This window comes from Klebsiella grimontii (genome assembly GCF_900200035.1).
GTDB lineage: Bacteria > Pseudomonadota > Gammaproteobacteria > Enterobacterales > Enterobacteriaceae > Klebsiella > Klebsiella grimontii.
On sequence record NZ_FZTC01000020.1, the window covers coordinates 111,226 to 127,064 of the forward strand.

The window sequence follows — 15,839 nt, forward strand, 5'->3', positions numbered from 1 at the left end:
CGGAGATGGCGGCAAGAGGTCGTTACAGCACGCGGGTGGTCAGCGATAAGCCGTTAAACCCCACTTCCAGCTCGTCGCCGCTGGCGAGCGGCCCCACGCCTTCCGGGGTACCGGTCAGCACCACGTCACCGGCTTTCAGGGTGAAGAAGCGCGACATATAGGCGATCAGCGGCACAATTTTATGGATCATGTCGGCCGTGGTGCCATGCTGGCGCACTTCGCCGTTCACCTTCAGGCTCAGCGGCGTATTCTGCGCGTCGCCGTGAAATTCGGCGGCGGGAATAAACCCGGAAATCGGACAGGCGTTATCAAAGCCTTTCGCCTTTTCCCACGGCTGACCGGCCTTTTTCAGTTTACCCTGCAGATCGCGCAGAGTGAGGTCCAGCGCCACGCCATAGCCGGCGATGGCTTTAAGCACGTGATCTTCGGTCGCCTGACGCAACGTGCCGCCAATCAGCACCGCCAGCTCAACTTCATGGTGCACCGAACCCAGGCCCTCAGGCAGCACCAACGGCTGGCGGATGTCGCATAGCGCCGTCTCAGGTTTAATAAACAGCACCGGCTCTTCCGGCGTCGCACTGCCCATCTCCTTAATGTGTTTTGCATAGTTGCTGCCCACGCAAACCACTTTGCTTACCGGATAATCCAGTAGCGCACCCTGCCAGTTATGATGTTGGTACATTTTTTACCTCTGTGGGTTAATCAGATTTATTCCCCTGTTCCGCCAGGTGTTTCTTGAGTAAATTTTCAGATGGCGGAGGGAGTTGAAGGTAATAGCCCTGATCGGCCAGCGCCTGCTTCACTTTATCCAAATCGGCGTGAATGAGTTTTTTTCGTCCATCAAGCGGCAGAATCATTGCCAGTTTAGGCGTACCGAAGCTATACATTAATTCATCAGGAACGCGGGAGAAATCGTCCTTTTTTTCGACATATAAATAGGTTTGCTCACGTTTAGTACTTCGATAGATCACACAAAACATAGTTTTACTCGGAATTAGACCTGCGGTCACTTGCCTCTATATATGAGTGACTATAACATGCCTTTTAGTCTTCGGAATATCACCGCACTTCAGCGAGTGATAAACAGCAAATTGAGTAAGGCCAGGATGTCAAATACGCCAATCGAACTTAAGGGCAGTAGCTTCACCTTATCTGTGGTTCATTTGCACGATGCAAATCCCGAGGTTATTCGTCAGGCGTTAGAAGACAAAATCGCCCAGGCTCCCGCCTTTTTACGTCATGCCCCCGTGGTGGTGAATATCAGCAGCATTGAAGATGACGTCGACTGGCGCCCTCTCCATGAAGCTATTGCGGCCACCGGACTGCGTATTATGGGCGTAAGCGGATGTAAACTTCCTCGGCTGAAAACCGAAATTGACCGCGCCGGGATCCCGTTATTAACCGAAGGGAAAGAAAAAACCACCCGTCAGGCCCCGCCAGAACCCGTCGCGTCGCCGCCAGTTGTTAATCAGATCACAAAAACGCGTTTGATTGATCAGCCGGTACGTTCCGGTCAGCGTATTTATGCGCCACACTGTGATCTAATTGTTACAAACCATGTGAGTGCCGGGGCTGAACTTATTGCCGATGGTAACATCCATGTATATGGCATGATGCGGGGACGTGCGCTTGCCGGCGCTGGCGGCGACAGAGACGCCCAAATATTTTGTACCAACCTCTCGGCGGAACTGGTTTCCATCGCCGGGGAATACTGGCTGAGTGATAACATTCCGGCCGAATTTTATGGCAAAGCGGCGCGTCTACGTTTAGACGACAGCGCTTTGACGATTCAATCGTTGAATTAATCCCTTTTTAACAAGGAATTTCTATGGCACGCATTATTGTTGTGACTTCGGGTAAAGGAGGCGTTGGCAAGACCACCTCCAGCGCGGCCATCGCTACTGGTTTGGCCCAGAAGGGAAAGAAAACGGTCGTTATCGACTTCGATATCGGCCTGCGTAACCTTGACTTGATCATGGGCTGTGAACGCCGGGTCGTTTATGACTTCGTCAACGTCATCCAGGGCGATGCCACGCTGAACCAGGCGCTTATCAAAGACAAGCGCACGGAGAACCTCTATATCCTCCCGGCCTCCCAGACGCGTGACAAAGACGCCCTGACCCGCGAAGGCGTAGACAAAGTTCTCGAAGAACTGAAAAAGATGGATTTTGATTTTATCGTCTGTGACTCCCCTGCAGGCATCGAAACCGGTGCGCTGATGGCGTTATACTTCGCTGATGAAGCCATCATCACCACTAACCCGGAAGTCTCCTCCGTTCGCGACTCCGACCGTATCCTCGGCATCCTGGCCTCTAAATCCCGCCGTGCGGAAAAAGGTGAAGATCCGATTAAAGAGCATCTGCTGCTGACCCGCTATAACCCAGGACGCGTCAACAAAGGCGACATGCTGAGCATGGAAGACGTGCTGGAAATTCTGCGCATCAATCTGGTGGGCGTGATTCCGGAAGATCAGTCCGTGCTGCGCGCGTCTAACCAGGGCGAACCGGTTATTCTGGATGATACCTCGGACGCGGGCAAAGCCTATGCCGATACCGTTGAACGTCTGCTCGGAGAAGAACGTCCTTTCCGCTTCGTAGAAGAAGAGAAGAAAGGTTTCCTCAAACGCCTGTTCGGAGGATAAATTATGGCATTACTCGACTTTTTTCTCTCGCGGAAAAAGAACACGGCCAACATTGCGAAAGAGCGCCTGCAAATCATCGTCGCGGAGCGCCGTCGCGGCGACGCGGAGCCGCACTATCTTCCGCAGCTGCGTAAAGACATTCTTGAAGTGATTTGCAAATATGTGCAAATCGACCCGGAAATGGTCAGCGTGCAGCTTGAGCAGAGAGACGGTGATATTTCGATTCTGGAGCTGAACGTGACCCTGCCGGAAACTGAAGAGTCGAAATCCTGAGCCTGAAGGTATAAAAAAAACCGGCGTCGCGATGCGAAGCCGGTTTTTGTTACTTTGCAGACCAAACGTTAGCGCGGGTATTCGCTTAATAGCGCATTCAGGCGATCGGCCATCAATGCGCCTCGCCAGCCGGATACCAGCTCAGGCTGCCCGTTGCCGCTTTTTAATCCCCAGTGCCAGTTCAGCAGCTGGTTAATCTGCCTTCTTGAGGCCAGCAGCTCGGCGCTGACGCCTTTCTCGGCGCTCACGGTCTGCACAAGCGCTTTAATATCTTTAAACAGCTTGCGGTAGCCCGGCATATCGATCAGATTCTGCAGCGGCTCAGGCAGCGCCTCTTCCGGCAGCGCCTGCGCTTTCTCGACGAGGCCGATCAGCGTCTTGCCGTGGAAACGAATTTCGCTGCCCGACAGTCCCAGGCTATCAAGTTCACCCAGGCTGGTGGGCATATAGCGCGCCACGTTCCACAAATGTTCTTCGCGAATGACAAAGTTGACGGCCAGGTCGCGCTCGCGCGCTTTACGCAAACGCCAGTCCGCCAGCAGCTGCAGGCAGCCCAGCTGGCGAGTGCGCAGCTGCCAGGCGTTACCGATATCGCGCCACGCCTCGGCAGGATCCTGCACCTCCTGGCGGCGCTGCTGCATCAGCTGACACTCATCCAGCGCAGCGGAGAGCCAGCCTGCGCTGTCGGTTTCAGCCATCAGCTTTCCGGCAATCGGCAGCAGGTACCAGACATCGGCGGCGGCATAAATGCACTGGCGTTCGGTTAGCGGACGCGCCAGCCAGTCGGTACGGGATTCACTTTTATCCAGCGCCACGCCGGTAAACTCTTCCACCATCGACGCAAAGCCCCAGGACATCGGGCGACCGCAAAAGGCGGCCAGAATTTGCGTATCGATCAGCGGCTGCGGCATCAGATGAAAGGCATTAAGGAATACTTCCAGATCCTCGCTACCGGCGTGCAGAAATTTGGTCACGTCTTTATTCAGCAGCAGTTCGCGCATCGGTTGCCAGTCGGTGATGACCAGCGGGTCGATCAGCGAAACCTGGTTGCCGTCGAACAGCTGGAGCAAACCGAGCTGCGGGTAGTAGGTGCGAGTACGGACAAACTCCGTATCCAGCGCAATGGCGGAAACCGAGCTTGCCGCGTCACAGACGGCGCGCAGGCCATCGTTGGTGGTGATCATCTGATAGTTCAAATCATACTCTCTTAACTTGCGCCCATAAAAAACGCCGGCTTAGCCGGCGTCTGGCGATTCACTCTTAGCTCAGGCTTTATTGTCTACTTTAGCGCGGGCTTCGTCACGCAGTTCTCGACGTAAAATTTTCCCAACGTTGGATTTCGGCAGCTCATCGCGAAACTCAACGTGCTTCGGAACCTTGTAGCCGGTTAGCTGGCGACGGCAAAAGGTAATCAGCATCTCTTCCGTCAGCGTCGGGTCTTTCTTGACCACGAAAATTTTCACCGCTTCACCGCTGCTGCCGGACGGCACGCCGACCGCGGCCACTTCCTGAACCCCGGCGTGCTGCATCACCACATCTTCGATTTCATTCGGATAGACGTTGAAGCCCGAGACAAGAATCATATCTTTTTTGCGGTCGACGATGCGCAGGAAGCCCTCTTCATCCATCACCGCGATGTCGCCAGTATGCAGCCAGCCGTCCTTAATAATTTCCGCGGTGGCATCAGGACGCTGCCAGTATCCCAGCATCACCTGCGGCCCTTTCACGCACAGCTCCCCCGGCTCCCCCGGCGGTACTTCATTATCGTCGTCATCCACCAGCTTCGCTTCGGTGGAGGGCACCGGCAGGCCGATGCTGCCGCTATGATAATCAATATCGTGCGGGTTGACGCTCACCAGCGGCGCGCACTCGGTCAGGCCATAGCCTTCCAGCAGATACTGCCCGGTCAGCTTAACCCAGCGTTCGGCTACCACCTGCTGCACCGGCATGCCGCCGCCGGCGGAGAGATGCAGGGAGGAGAAGTCGAGCTGCTGAAACTCTTTGTTATTGAGCAGCGCGTTAAACAGGGTGTTGACCCCGGTCATCGCGGTGAAGGGATATTTCGCCAGCTCTTTGACCAGGCCTGGAATATCGCGCGGGTTGGTGATCAGCAGATTCTGCCCGCCCAGCTCGATAAACAGCAGGCAGTTCATGGTCAGCGCAAAAATGTGGTACAGCGGGAGCGCGGTAACGACCAACTCTTTGCCGCGATGCAGCAGCGGCCCGTAGGTGCCGTTGACCTGCTCAAGGTTCGCCAGCATATTGCGATGCGTCAGCATCGCTCCCTTCGCCACGCCGGTTGTTCCGCCGGTGTACTGGAGAAAAGCGAGATCCTGAGGGACGATTTCCGGCTTGATGTACTGCATACGGTAGCCGTGCTGCAGCGCGCTGCGAAACGAGATGGCGTCCGGCAGATGGTATTTTGGCACCAGCCGTTTGATGTACTTCACCACAAAGTTAACCACGGTGCCTTTCGCCGGGGAAAGCTGATCGCCCATACGGGTTAAAATCACGTGCTTAACCTGGGTTTTATCGACCACCTTTTCCAGGGTATGCGCGAAGTTGGAGACAATCACGATGGCGGCGGCGCCGCTGTCGTTGAGCTGGTGCTCCAGCTCGCGCGGGGTGTAGAGCGGATTGACGTTCACCACGATCATCCCCGCGCGCAGGATACCAAACAGCGCTACCGGATATTGCAGCAGATTCGGCATCATCAGGGCGACGCGGTCGCCTTTTTGCAGACCCAAACCTTCCTGAAGGTAAGCGGCAAACGCCCGGCTGCGCTCCTCCAGCTTACGGTAGGTCATCACCTCGCCCATATTGATAAATGCCGGTTGGTCGGCATAGCGGCGGACGGCATGTTCAAACAGTTCAACCAGGGATTGATAGCGGTCAGGGTTTATCTCCGCAGGAACGTCCGCGGGATAACGGTTTAGCCAAACCTTTTTCACTGCATCACCTCTGAAATAGTTATTCGTCGTCATCACAGCCCCTGATCAACAAACATTCTGTTAACATTATATTAACTCAGCGTACCAGTTTATTAATTAGGCGTTGTACAGGTTGCGAAGCGCGTCACTATTTATTTTTCTTATTTGACTGAAAACGAAGAAACAGCGGACCAGCCGCTGTTTCTTTTTGCTTACAATAGCTACAAAATCATTCAGTTACGACGTTTCTGACTTCGGCAGGGCCCGGGTTATACCAGCCCCAGCCGCCGTAACCGTAGCCCCACGGGCGCGGGCCGAACATCCACGGGTCCATCATTGGCTGCGGGGGCATCACCACCTGCTGCACAACGTTCCAGCGCTTGTAGCCGATGGCATTCATCAACATGAATTTATACGGCGTATTCCCCACTTTGCCGTCGACGACGCCGACGATCGGGCCAACCACGGTGACCAGCTGCCCGCGAAAATCCACCGGGTCGATAAAGCCGTTTACGTCGGCAAAAATACGCCCGCGCGACGGTTCGCCCAGCGCCGGACGCGCGGCGCCGTCGAGCGGAACGGTGGCAATTTCCAGGCGGGTTTTACCCTGCTGGTTCTGTACGCTAACCACCTTGCCGCCAAAACGCGCTTCCTGACCGACATACAGCTGCGGCGCGTTCATTACCCGGACTAGATCCTGCTGCGGCGTCGGGGTGGTGCCCTTTATGGCATCCGGCACCGAAGCGCACCCGCTCAGCGCAGCAACGACTGCCGCCGCGACTAACCAACGCACTACCCTTTTTTGACCCGCCATGACGCGACTCCTTCGTTCTTCTCAGACATATAGTTACTGAGATTCACTCGCGGCCAGGAAGTTTCTTCCACGCCACTTCATTACGTAAATAAACCGGTTCAGCGTGTTCGACGGCCACGGTTTTTCCCGCCGTCAGCAGATAGCAGGCCAGCGGCAGCATATCCTGCGCTTCAGGCAGCTGAATGTCGCCATCGACGAGCGTTAAACCACAGCCGTTAGCCAGATCGGGCCACGCCTGCCAGCCGGTGCCAACGGTGGCCCACTCGCCTTCCAGCCGCTGAAGCCGCTCGCGAACCGCTTCCGGCTTCAGCACCGCCTCGCTCTCTTCGCCGTGCCAGACGCCCTGCTCATCGCGCTGATATTCCGCCCAGTAGACCTCGCCCATTCTGGCGTCGATGGCCGCCAGCACGCGGGTTGCGCCGGTTTTGCGCCACGCGCCCTGCGCCATGGTTGCCAACGTGGACACACCGATCATCGGCAGCTCGGCCCCCAGCGCCAGCCCTTGGGCGATACCAATACCGATACGCACGCCGGTGAAGCTCCCCGGCCCGCGGCCAAAGGCCAGCGCGTCAAGGTCGGTTAATTGCGTGCCACTCTCATTGAGGACCTCCTGCACCAGGGGCAGGATACGTTGGGTATGTTCACGGGGGCAGATTTCAAAATGAGCACTGAGGGTGCCATCATTCCACAGCGCCGCGGAGCAGGCCTCCGTGGCGGTATCGATAGCTAAAATTCGCATGGGTTGTCGCGCTCTCGCTCTAGCAGATTGACAAAATGGCGCGCAGCTTACCACATTTTGCGCCGGATTACCTCGCCGGCGGCACCGCAAGAAAGCGTACCGCCCGGCGGATGTCGCGCGTGCGCGGCGCGGGCGGCAGGCTGGCGAGGAAGGTCGCGCCGTAGGGACGCATCACCAAACGGTTGTCGCAGATAACCAGTACCCCACGATCGGTAACATCGCGGATCAGACGCCCCACGCCCTGTTTAAGAGTAATCACCGCGTCCGGCAGCTGCACCTCATCAAAGGGATCGCCGCCGCGCAGACGGCAATCTTCCATCCGCGCTTTGAGTAGCGGATCGTCCGGCGAGGTGAACGGCAGTTTGTCGATAATCACCAGCGAGAGGGCATCGCCGCGCACGTCCACGCCTTCCCAGAAGCTGCTGGTCGCCACCAGCAGCGCATTCCCGGCGCTGACGAACTGCTGTAAAAGCTGGCCTTTACTGGTTTCCCCCTGCAGCAACACCGGCAGGGTCATGGTGGCGCGGAACTGCTCCGCCAGATCGCGCATCATGGCGTGGGAAGTGCACAGCATAAAGCAGCGCCCGTCGTTAGCCTCAATCAGCGGTTTGAGCATCGCCGCCAGATGCCGCGCCGCGCCGGGCTGGTTGGGTAACGGCAAATTACGCGGCACGCACAGCAGCGCCTGATGGGCGTAATCAAAGGGGCTGGGCAGCAGCAGCGTTTGCGCTTCACCGATGCCCAGGCGATCGGTGAAATGATGTAAATCGTCATTGACCGAGAGCGTGGCCGAGGTAAAGATCCAGCTCCCCGATTTTTGCGCCATCACCTCTTTAAATTTATCCGCCACCGTCAGCGGGGTCAGCGCCAGGGTGAAGGTGCGGGAAGTACACTCATACCAATAGCTAAATCCCGGCTGGCTGGTCTCTTTCAGCCGCTTCAGGCGGCCACGATAAAGGGTTGCCCGCTCAAAGGCGGCATCAAGCAGCGCCGAGCGGCCCAGCGACAGCTTTGCCACGTCGTAACAGAGTTCGAGCGCATCATCAAGCAGCAGCAGCGCGCGCTGAATGTTGTGGTCAGCCAGCAGCTCTCGCAGGTTCCCGCGATAGCCCGGTTCCCCCAGCTGCAGGCGAAAATCCTGCGCGCTCTGGGCCAGCCGGTCGGCGCACTTCTGCAGCTGCTGAGTGTCTTTGAGCTCGGTACGATAAGCAATAGTAATGTCTTTTGCCAGGTCCAGCAGCTGGCGGCTGGAGAGCGATTGTCCAAAGTACTGGCTGGCGATGTCCGGTAGCTGATGCGCTTCGTCGAAGATCATCACTTCCGCTTCGGGGATCAGCTCGGCAAAGCCGCTCTCTTTGACCACCATATCGGCGAGGAACAGATGATGGTTGACGACGACCACGTCGGCATCCATCGCCTTTTTCCGCGCCTTCACCACAAAACAGTCTTTATATAACGGGCAGTCGCTGCCGAGGCAGTTGTCGTTGGTGCTGGTGACCAGCGGCCAGGCCTGGGAATCTTCGGCGACGCTAACGCAGGTGCTGATATCGCCATCGACGGTTTGATTAGACCATGAACGCAGCAGAATAACGTCGCTGAGGGTTTGTACCGGCAGGTCTCCCCCGGCAAGGGCCTGCTGCTCCAGACGCTCAAGGCACAGGTAGTTCGACCGCCCTTTCAGCAGGGCCAGCTTACCGGTGTACTTCAGCGCTTTGGCGACGGTAGGCAAATCGCGACTGTAGAGCTGATCCTGTAGCGCTTTCGAGCCGGTGGAGATAATGACTTTTTTGTTGGCGCGCAGCGCAGGCGCCAGATAAGCGTAGGTTTTCCCGGTCCCGGTACCCGCTTCAACCACCAGCGGACGGGTTTCTTCAATCGCGCTGGCGACGGCGAAAGCCATCTGGCGCTGCGGCTCGCGTGGTTTAAATCCCGCAATCGCGCTGGCCAGCTGGCCGTCTGCTGCAAAATCGTCGATCACATTACCCCCTGGTTATTTGGACAGTGATTATGTCAGGGTGGAGGGGTTTTCGCCAGTGCGGGTAGTGACGCAGGTGCAACATTGTGGCAGTCTTGCCGCAGCTTAATGAACCGGAGCAAAGAGGAAATAAACATGACCATTACGCGTATTGATGCCGAAGCCCGCTGGTCTGATGTGGTGATTCACAACCAGACGCTGTACTACACCGGCGTGCCGTCCAACCTGGATGCCGACGCCTGCGCGCAAACCGCCGATACCCTGGCGCAGATTGACGCGGTGCTGGAGAAACAGGGCAGCAGCAAGTCGCGTATTCTGGATGCGACGATTTTCCTTGCCGACGGCGCAGATTTTGCAGCGATGAACCAGGCCTGGGATGCATGGGTCGTCGCCGGTCATGCCCCGGTACGCTGTACGGTACAGGCGAAGCTGATGAATCCGAAATACAAAGTCGAGATTAAAATCATCGCCGCAGTGTAAGACAGCCGTGGCCCCATAGCCCGGGCAAGCGTAGCGCTGCCCGGGAAGACAAAGCCTCAATCCCGGCGCATTCCCCGGATAGCGGCGTAAACGCCTTATCCGGACTACATATCAGCCAGTCCGGCCAGGCGCAACGCCGTCGGGAGGCAAGAAGCATTGTTGTATCAGCCCGGGCACCACATGAGCTGTTCCTTCAGCTGCAGCGTCTCCTGCGGCACGCATTTCAGCGCTTCACGATAGCTGCCGGCTTGTTTTGCATACCCCCGCACAGACTGCAGCAGCACGCGCAGCGCGCTATCCCACACAATCCCCTGCAGGTCGCTATAGGGCCAGAGATCCGGTTCCCGAATAAACGGCACCAGGTAATCAATCCCCTGCTTCACGCCTCGCCCATCGCGGATGGCGTTCCAGCGGTCAAACTCGACGTGCTCGGCATAGCGGTTGAGCAGCAGATGCGCTTCCAGGTTAAACAGCGAGTAGTGGAAAGGGATGGTACGTTCGAGCTCCATGGTCTGCTTGCCATCCTGGTCAATCTGCGCCGCCATCCGCTGGGTGATCCCCTGCTCGATGATCCGCGCCGCCAGCCCTTTATCGCCATAGAACAGCGCGTTAACCGTCCGCTGGGCGTCGTACCAGGTGCCGTGGTTGTTGTGCCAGACGTACTCTGAGTGGCCAATTTCGCTGTAGTACATCCAGTGGTTAAAATCGCGGAACCACTGGTGCAGGCCGATAATATCGTCGGTATCCAGCACGTTCGCCGCACTCACCAAGCCGATGGTATCCACCACCATCCACATTAAGCGGGTGTCAATCAGCCCTGTGCCGCGGCCGGAAACAATCCCCGGGATCGCCTGGCCATAGTTCAGATGCGGATTCATTCGCGTGTCGGCATCGAGGAACCAGCAGCGGATCTGCACGGCCGCCGCCTGCGCGTACTGGCGCTGGCCGGTGAAGTACCACGCCAGTCCCAGTGTCAGACAGCGTTCGCACATGCGGATAATGCGCGAGGTGTCGGTATCGTTATTTTCACACTGCGGGTTGATATGCCCATCGCGGCGAATGTAGGGCAGCCCGTTGGGACGCCGCGGGTTTGGCCACCAGTAGGTCCCCAGACTGTAGTAATCGTGCGCATCGCCGCTCGCCGGGCGCAGTTTTTTGTGCACCACGCTTTCCGGCGCTTCGCGGCGCAGAATGTCGGCCTCTGACACCAGCTTGCTCAGCGCCAGCTGCAGCGGCGAGAACGGCTGTTTTAAGCCCGCCCGGGCGTTTTCCAGGCAGGTTTCATCAAGGGTGTACAGCTTCATCGCCACCTTAAACTTCCTCCCGGCACGCTATGCGTTGACCGCTTTGCGCATCAAAGAGGTGCACGCCCGAGAGTTTCGGCTGTAGCCAGATCTTATCCCCCTCTTTTACTGCCAGACGCTGTTTGAACACCGATGTAAACGCCCCGCCGCCGGTATCGCAGAAGAGCTGCATATCCGAGCCTGTGTTCTCCACCGCCGTCACCTTCGCCGCCAGCGCATCGTCGCGCGCTTCATGGACCACGTTGACCTGCTCGGGGCGAATGGCGTACACCACCTGCTGGCCGTCGGTCACCCGTAACCCCGCGGGCAACGCCAGCAGCGAGCCATCTTTCAGACGCAGGCTGGTCGCGTTGCCGTTCAGCACAACCTCGCCGGGAAGCTGGTTAATTTCCGGCGAACCGATAAATCCGGCCACGAACAGATTCGCCGGCCGGTCGTACAGCTCCAGCGGGGTACCCGCCTGTTCAATTCGCCCATCGCGCAGGACGACGATCATCTGTCCCATGGTCATGGCCTCAATCTGATCGTGGGTGACGTATACCGAGGTGGTTTTCAGCCGACGATGCAGTTCGCGGATCTCGCCGCGCACCTGGGTTCGCAGCTTGGCGTCAAGGTTGGAGAGCGGTTCATCGAATAAGAATACTTGCGGCTTACGCACGATCGCCCGCCCCATCGCCACGCGCTGGCGCTGGCCGCCGGAGAGATCTTTGGGCAGGCGTTCCAGCAGCGGCTCCAACCCCAGTAGCGCCGCCGCTTCATTGACCTTCTGATTGATCTCCGCTTTCGGCAGTTTAGCCATCTTTAGGGCAAAGCCCATATTTTCACGCACCGTCATCTGCGGGTAGAGCGCGTAGCTCTGGAACACCATCGCGATATCGCGCAGCTTCGGTTCTACCTCGGTGACGTTGCGTTCGTTGATATGCACCTCGCCACCGGAAATCTCCTCCAGCCCGGCAATCATGCGCAGCAGCGTGGACTTGCCGCAGCCGCTGGGGCCCACAAGGACGCAGAATTCACCGTCCGGGATAGTCAACGACACGTCTTTAATCACGTGCGCGTCACCATACGATTTACGCACGCTATTCAGTACAACAGATCCCATTGGTAACTCCTTATCCTTTGACCGCGCCGGACATAATCCCGCGATTGAAATGTTTTTGCAGACCCAGATAGACGATGATGCTGGGCAGCATCGCCAGCAGCGTAATGGCGATAAAAATGTTCGGCGTGATGCTCTCATCGGTACGCAGCGTGCCGAGGATCACCGGAATGGTATTCAGGCTGTCCTGATTCACCACAATCAGCGGCAGCAGGTACTGATCCCAAATCATAATGAAGCCGAACGTCACTACCGTACCGAGCGCCGGTTTCACCAGCGGCAGGATCACGTGGAAGAAGATCTGCCATTCGTTGGCGCCGTCAATTCGCGCCGCCTCTTCCAGCTCTTTCGGAATCGCCGACATAAATTCGGTCAGCACAAAGATGGAGAACGCCCAGCCGACGACCGGCAAAATCATTCCGAGATAGCTGTTGTAGAGCGAGGCATCGATAAACGGCAGTCGCCAGTTAATAATCATGTACAGCGGAATGGCGATGACCTCTTCCGGCAGCATCATGGTGGACAAAATCACCAGGCTCACCAGCGCCACGCCGCGAAACTTCTTCCGCGCCAGCGCATAGGCCGCCAGCGCGCTGACCGACACCTGCAGAACGGTGCCGAAGAACACCACCAGAATGGAGTTCAGCAGATACTGCCAGACGCCAATATCCATCCACGCAAAGATGAAGTTTTCAAATGAGAACTGATTCGGCCAGGCCAGCAGTTCGCCCGGTTTCACCGGCGCACCGCTGAATGCCGTGGCGACGATGCCCCAGAACGGACCGACAAAGACAATCAGCAGCAGCGCGTAGATGCACCAGCGTCCTGCTGTATCCCAACGTTTACTTAACATCGCGGCTCCTTAGTAACGGGCGATACGTTTTTTCAGCGTCAGATGACAAATGGTTAACAAAACCGTGAAGGTGAACAGCAGAAACGACACCGCCGAAGCGTAGCCATAGTCAAACTGCTCAAAACCCAATTTATAGATGTGGGTCATGACCATTTCCGTGGCGTTAGACGGCCCCCCGCCGGTGGTGGCATACACCTCGGCAAACACGCGAAAACCACGAATGAAGGAGAGCATCAGCACCACCGAGAGCGCCGGGATCATGCCAGGCAGCGTGACGTAGCGCAGGCGGTTCCACCAGTTGGCGCCGTCAACGTTCGCCGCATCGTATAAATCGCGGCTGATCCCCGCCAGGCCGGCAATAAAAATCACCATGTTGTAAGGCACCGCCTTCCAGATATGCAGCAGCATGATGACCCCCAGCGCCTGATCGGAGCTGGCAAGAAAGCCCTGGTCGGCGACGCCAAACCAGCTCAGGATGTGGTTAACCACGCCGTTGGGCGTTGGGTTGAATAAAATTCGCCACATTTCGGCGACGATCGCCGCGCTGGTGACCGCGGGTAAAAAGATGGCGGTGCGAATAAAACGCAGATGGCGCGCCGGACCTTCCAGCAGCATGGCGAGAAAGAAGGCCAGGATAGCCGCGGCGAACATCGTTACCACCACGTACAGCAGCGTGTTCACCACCGCCGCGTGCAGCTCGGCGTCGGCAAAAGCGCGGGTGAAGTTATCCAGCCCTACCCACTCGTTGGGCTGATTAAAGTTGACCTTGTAAAAGCTCATCACCAGACCCTGAATCATGGGGATAAACTTAAACCAGCTGAAAATAATTAGCGCAGGCGCTAAAAACAGCCACGGGATCAGCGCCCGCTTACGCTTTGCGCTCAGCCATCCGGCCGAGTCAGGCGAAGCGGCCTGCTTTATCGGCGAGGACTTCGTCTCATGCAGCGTCATAACCTATGTCCTCAGTTAGCCAGCACATTTTGTTTTTTCAGCTCAGCGTTCACCTTGCCGTCGAGCGTCTTCAGCTCGCCGGGAATATCGCTGCTGCAGTCGGCAAAAATGCGGTTAAAGCCTTCGGCTGCCACCTGACGCACCGGCGTCCAGTTGGGAATTTGCGGCACGTAGCGCCCCTGTTCATTGTAAAGTCGGGCGAAAGTCTCCCAGCGCGCGTCCTGATAAACGGCTTTGACGTCGACGTTCTTATTCACCGGCAGGCGCACCACCGGTATATGCTGGCTGCCTTTACCCATGCCGATTTCATGACCTTCCGGGGAAATCATAAATTCGATAAATTGACGCGCCGCCTCTTTCTGCACACTGCTCTTCATCATAAAGACCGTGGTGCCCTCGGCGAGGGTGGCCTCACCTTTAGGCCCCACCACCGGAATCACTTCAAAGTTGTCTTTACCCGGGTCTTTATCGAACAGCGCGATATGGTACGGGCCGCTGAAGAACATGCCGCTTTGCCCGGAACGGAAGGAGGGAATAACGTCGGCGGTGGTGGCGTTAATCGCCCCCGGCTGCGTGACTTTGTCGCACATCATGGCGCGCATAAAGGTCATCGCCTGAGCCACTTCCGGCGTATTGAGCGAAGCGCTGAATTTTCCGCTCTCTTCTTTAACGAAATCGCCGCCCGCCTGCCAGATAAAGCTACTCATAAACCAGCTGGCGTAGCCGCGCGTCGTGGAGGCGGGAACGATAAATCCGTAGGTATCATTTTTGCCGTTGCCATCGGGATCCTGGGTGGTGAAGGCTTTTGCCAGGGCCTGAATATCATCCCAGCTCTTCGGCTGCGGCAGCCCCAGTTTTTCCCGCCAGTCTTTGCGCACAAACAGGGCGAAAGTTTGCGCGGAGGTCGGTACGCCATAGTATTTACCGTCGATATAGCGGGTGCTCTTCCATGCCGTCTGGAATAGCTGGTCGCCGCCCGCGATCGCCTGCGGGTCAATTTCTTCGGCAATACCCAACTGGATAAACTGCCCCAGCGACGCCGCATCGTTAAAAATCAGATCGGGTAAGGCGTTGCCCGCCGTGGCGCGCGCCAGCCGCTGTTCAAAGTCGGTGGTGGCGTTGAAATACTCAATTTTGATACCGGTTTTTTCTTCAAACTTTTCCGCCTCTTGTTTGTAGATATTCTTCGAGTCATTGCTGGCGCGGATCCAGACGTTGAGGGTAGTCGCGGCGTAGCTTTGGCTAACGCCGAGCCCGAGCGCGGTAAGAAGTAACAATGAACGTAATTTATTGGCAGACATGATGGCATATCCTTTATTGTAGGGCACCAAGGTAATTAAATTCTCAATTAATACATAAAAAGAAATGTGAATATCGCTCAGGCGTTAATACAGCTGACGCAAGAAATATTTCCATTCATTAGATAGAAATGTATTTCCCAATACAACCATGCAAAAAAGAAATTGCGTTTCAAAAACCAGAAAATTGAGATAGATCACACCAAAAAGTGACAAGAAAAGTGACGAAAAACAAATAACATTTAAAATCAATATATTATAAATTTACTAATTTTGTTAAAAGATTCAAAAAATAGAGAAAAACGGCAAAATACGTGATGTACACTGCATTAATAGCGTCATTATTTATCCAGGTCGTTAAACTTGAAGGACGTCACAAAAAAAATCACTTTGTCTTTTACACTGCTCGCCATCGAATATTTAAATATATTGTTTTTAATTACACCGCCTGTTTTTCGCGTCCTTTAAATACGCGTCAGGTA

Annotated in this window: 16 protein-coding genes; 4 read left to right on the forward strand and 12 right to left on the reverse strand. The window is 56.4% G+C overall.

Annotation, left to right across the window (positions count from 1 at the left end; all coding sequences use genetic code 11):
• Positions 1–22: 22 nt before the first annotated feature.
• Positions 23–682 (reverse strand): fumarylacetoacetate hydrolase family protein, encoded by a 660-nt coding sequence (locus tag KOSB73_RS19220; RefSeq protein ID WP_049131753.1) that lies wholly within the window; start codon positions 680–682, stop codon positions 23–25.
• A 16-nt stretch (positions 683–698) separates the two neighbouring features.
• The gene (locus tag KOSB73_RS19225; protein ID WP_004138522.1) at positions 699–980 is read right to left on the reverse strand and encodes a YcgL domain-containing protein; all 282 of its coding nucleotides are present in this window, start codon (positions 978–980) and stop codon (positions 699–701) included.
• Between the two features lie 126 nt (positions 981–1,106).
• On the opposite strand from KOSB73_RS19225, the gene minC reads away from it, so the two are divergent.
• From minC to minE, 3 genes are read left to right on the forward strand one after another with little or no spacing between them, the layout of a single operon-like run.
• Positions 1,107–1,805: a septum site-determining protein MinC gene (gene minC / locus KOSB73_RS19230; protein WP_004138520.1), complete on the forward strand. Its 699-nt coding sequence runs from the start codon at positions 1,107–1,109 to the stop codon at positions 1,803–1,805.
• A gap of 23 nt (positions 1,806–1,828) precedes the next feature.
• The gene (gene minD / locus KOSB73_RS19235; RefSeq protein ID WP_004121970.1) at positions 1,829–2,641 is read left to right on the forward strand and encodes a septum site-determining protein MinD; all 813 of its coding nucleotides are present in this window, start codon (positions 1,829–1,831) and stop codon (positions 2,639–2,641) included.
• A 3-nt stretch (positions 2,642–2,644) separates the two neighbouring features.
• Positions 2,645–2,914: a cell division topological specificity factor MinE gene (gene minE, locus KOSB73_RS19240; protein WP_002910902.1), complete on the forward strand. Its 270-nt coding sequence runs from the start codon at positions 2,645–2,647 to the stop codon at positions 2,912–2,914.
• A gap of 68 nt (positions 2,915–2,982) precedes the next feature.
• On the opposite strand, the gene rnd is transcribed toward minE, so the two are convergent.
• The 5 genes from rnd to yoaA form a co-directional block, all read right to left on the reverse strand.
• Entirely contained in the window at positions 2,983–4,098 is a 1,116-nt protein-coding gene (rnd, locus tag KOSB73_RS19245) for a ribonuclease D (protein WP_165775024.1), read from the reverse strand.
• Between the two features lie 81 nt (positions 4,099–4,179).
• On the reverse strand, positions 4,180–5,865 hold the full coding sequence (fadD, locus tag KOSB73_RS19250) for a long-chain-fatty-acid--CoA ligase FadD (RefSeq protein ID WP_004138515.1): 1,686 nt from the start codon (positions 5,863–5,865) through the stop codon (positions 4,180–4,182).
• A 208-nt stretch (positions 5,866–6,073) separates the two neighbouring features.
• Positions 6,074–6,658 carry a Slp family lipoprotein gene (locus KOSB73_RS19255; RefSeq protein ID WP_024357825.1) on the reverse strand — a complete coding sequence of 195 codons (585 nt, stop codon included), beginning with the start codon at positions 6,656–6,658 and terminating at the stop codon, positions 6,074–6,076.
• A 43-nt stretch (positions 6,659–6,701) separates the two neighbouring features.
• Positions 6,702–7,397, reverse strand: coding sequence for a tRNA (adenosine(37)-N6)-threonylcarbamoyltransferase complex dimerization subunit type 1 TsaB (tsaB, locus tag KOSB73_RS19260; RefSeq protein WP_024357824.1), 696 nt, complete (start codon positions 7,395–7,397; stop codon positions 6,702–6,704).
• 67 nt (positions 7,398–7,464) lie between these two features.
• Entirely contained in the window at positions 7,465–9,375 is a 1,911-nt protein-coding gene (gene yoaA / locus KOSB73_RS19265) for a DNA repair helicase YoaA (protein ID WP_024357823.1), read from the reverse strand.
• A 132-nt stretch (positions 9,376–9,507) separates the two neighbouring features.
• Here yoaA and KOSB73_RS19270 point away from each other — a divergent pair, with 132 nt between their 5' ends.
• Positions 9,508–9,852, forward strand: coding sequence for a RidA family protein (locus tag KOSB73_RS19270; protein WP_004113724.1), 345 nt, complete (start codon positions 9,508–9,510; stop codon positions 9,850–9,852).
• A gap of 164 nt (positions 9,853–10,016) precedes the next feature.
• Here the strand turns inward: KOSB73_RS19270 and KOSB73_RS19275 are convergent, their stop codons facing one another.
• From KOSB73_RS19275 to KOSB73_RS19295, 5 genes are read right to left on the reverse strand one after another with little or no spacing between them, the layout of a single operon-like run.
• Positions 10,017–11,156, reverse strand: a complete 1,140-nt coding sequence (locus tag KOSB73_RS19275; RefSeq protein WP_029669640.1) for an alginate lyase family protein — start codon at positions 11,154–11,156, stop codon at positions 10,017–10,019.
• Positions 11,157–11,163: 7 nt separating this feature from the next.
• Entirely contained in the window at positions 11,164–12,258 is a 1,095-nt protein-coding gene (locus tag KOSB73_RS19280) for an ABC transporter ATP-binding protein (protein WP_004138500.1), read from the reverse strand.
• 10 nt (positions 12,259–12,268) lie between these two features.
• The gene (locus KOSB73_RS19285; RefSeq protein WP_004121979.1) at positions 12,269–13,108 is read right to left on the reverse strand and encodes a carbohydrate ABC transporter permease; all 840 of its coding nucleotides are present in this window, start codon (positions 13,106–13,108) and stop codon (positions 12,269–12,271) included.
• Between the two features lie 9 nt (positions 13,109–13,117).
• Entirely contained in the window at positions 13,118–14,059 is a 942-nt protein-coding gene (locus tag KOSB73_RS19290) for a carbohydrate ABC transporter permease (RefSeq protein ID WP_224232775.1), read from the reverse strand.
• An 11-nt stretch (positions 14,060–14,070) separates the two neighbouring features.
• Positions 14,071–15,360: an ABC transporter substrate-binding protein gene (locus KOSB73_RS19295; protein ID WP_098140849.1), complete on the reverse strand. Its 1,290-nt coding sequence runs from the start codon at positions 15,358–15,360 to the stop codon at positions 14,071–14,073.
• Positions 15,361–15,839 lie beyond the last annotated feature (479 nt).

Bases quoted from the DNA above. Each gene is read 5' to 3' on its own strand.
- tsaB (WP_024357824.1), bottom strand. From the start codon at position 7,397: ATGCGAATTTTAGCTATCGATACCGCCACGGAGGCCTGCTCCGCGGCG.
- minE (WP_002910902.1), top strand. From the start codon at position 2,645: ATGGCATTACTCGACTTTTTTCTCTCGCGGAAAAAGAACACGGCCAAC.
- KOSB73_RS19285 (WP_004121979.1), bottom strand. From the start codon at position 13,108: ATGTTAAGTAAACGTTGGGATACAGCAGGACGCTGGTGCATCTACGCG.
- KOSB73_RS19220 (WP_049131753.1), bottom strand. From the start codon at position 682: ATGTACCAACATCATAACTGGCAGGGTGCGCTACTGGATTATCCGGTA.
- KOSB73_RS19295 (WP_098140849.1), bottom strand. From the start codon at position 15,360: ATGTCTGCCAATAAATTACGTTCATTGTTACTTCTTACCGCGCTCGGG.
- minD (WP_004121970.1), top strand. From the start codon at position 1,829: ATGGCACGCATTATTGTTGTGACTTCGGGTAAAGGAGGCGTTGGCAAG.
- KOSB73_RS19255 (WP_024357825.1), bottom strand. From the start codon at position 6,658: ATGGCGGGTCAAAAAAGGGTAGTGCGTTGGTTAGTCGCGGCGGCAGTC.
- minC (WP_004138520.1), top strand. From the start codon at position 1,107: ATGTCAAATACGCCAATCGAACTTAAGGGCAGTAGCTTCACCTTATCT.
- KOSB73_RS19275 (WP_029669640.1), bottom strand. From the start codon at position 11,156: ATGAAGCTGTACACCCTTGATGAAACCTGCCTGGAAAACGCCCGGGCG.
- KOSB73_RS19270 (WP_004113724.1), top strand. From the start codon at position 9,508: ATGACCATTACGCGTATTGATGCCGAAGCCCGCTGGTCTGATGTGGTG.
- KOSB73_RS19290 (WP_224232775.1), bottom strand. From the start codon at position 14,059: ATGACGCTGCATGAGACGAAGTCCTCGCCGATAAAGCAGGCCGCTTCG.
- KOSB73_RS19225 (WP_004138522.1), bottom strand. From the start codon at position 980: ATGTTTTGTGTGATCTATCGAAGTACTAAACGTGAGCAAACCTATTTA.
- KOSB73_RS19280 (WP_004138500.1), bottom strand. From the start codon at position 12,258: ATGGGATCTGTTGTACTGAATAGCGTGCGTAAATCGTATGGTGACGCG.
- rnd (WP_165775024.1), bottom strand. From the start codon at position 4,098: ATGATCACCACCAACGATGGCCTGCGCGCCGTCTGTGACGCGGCAAGC.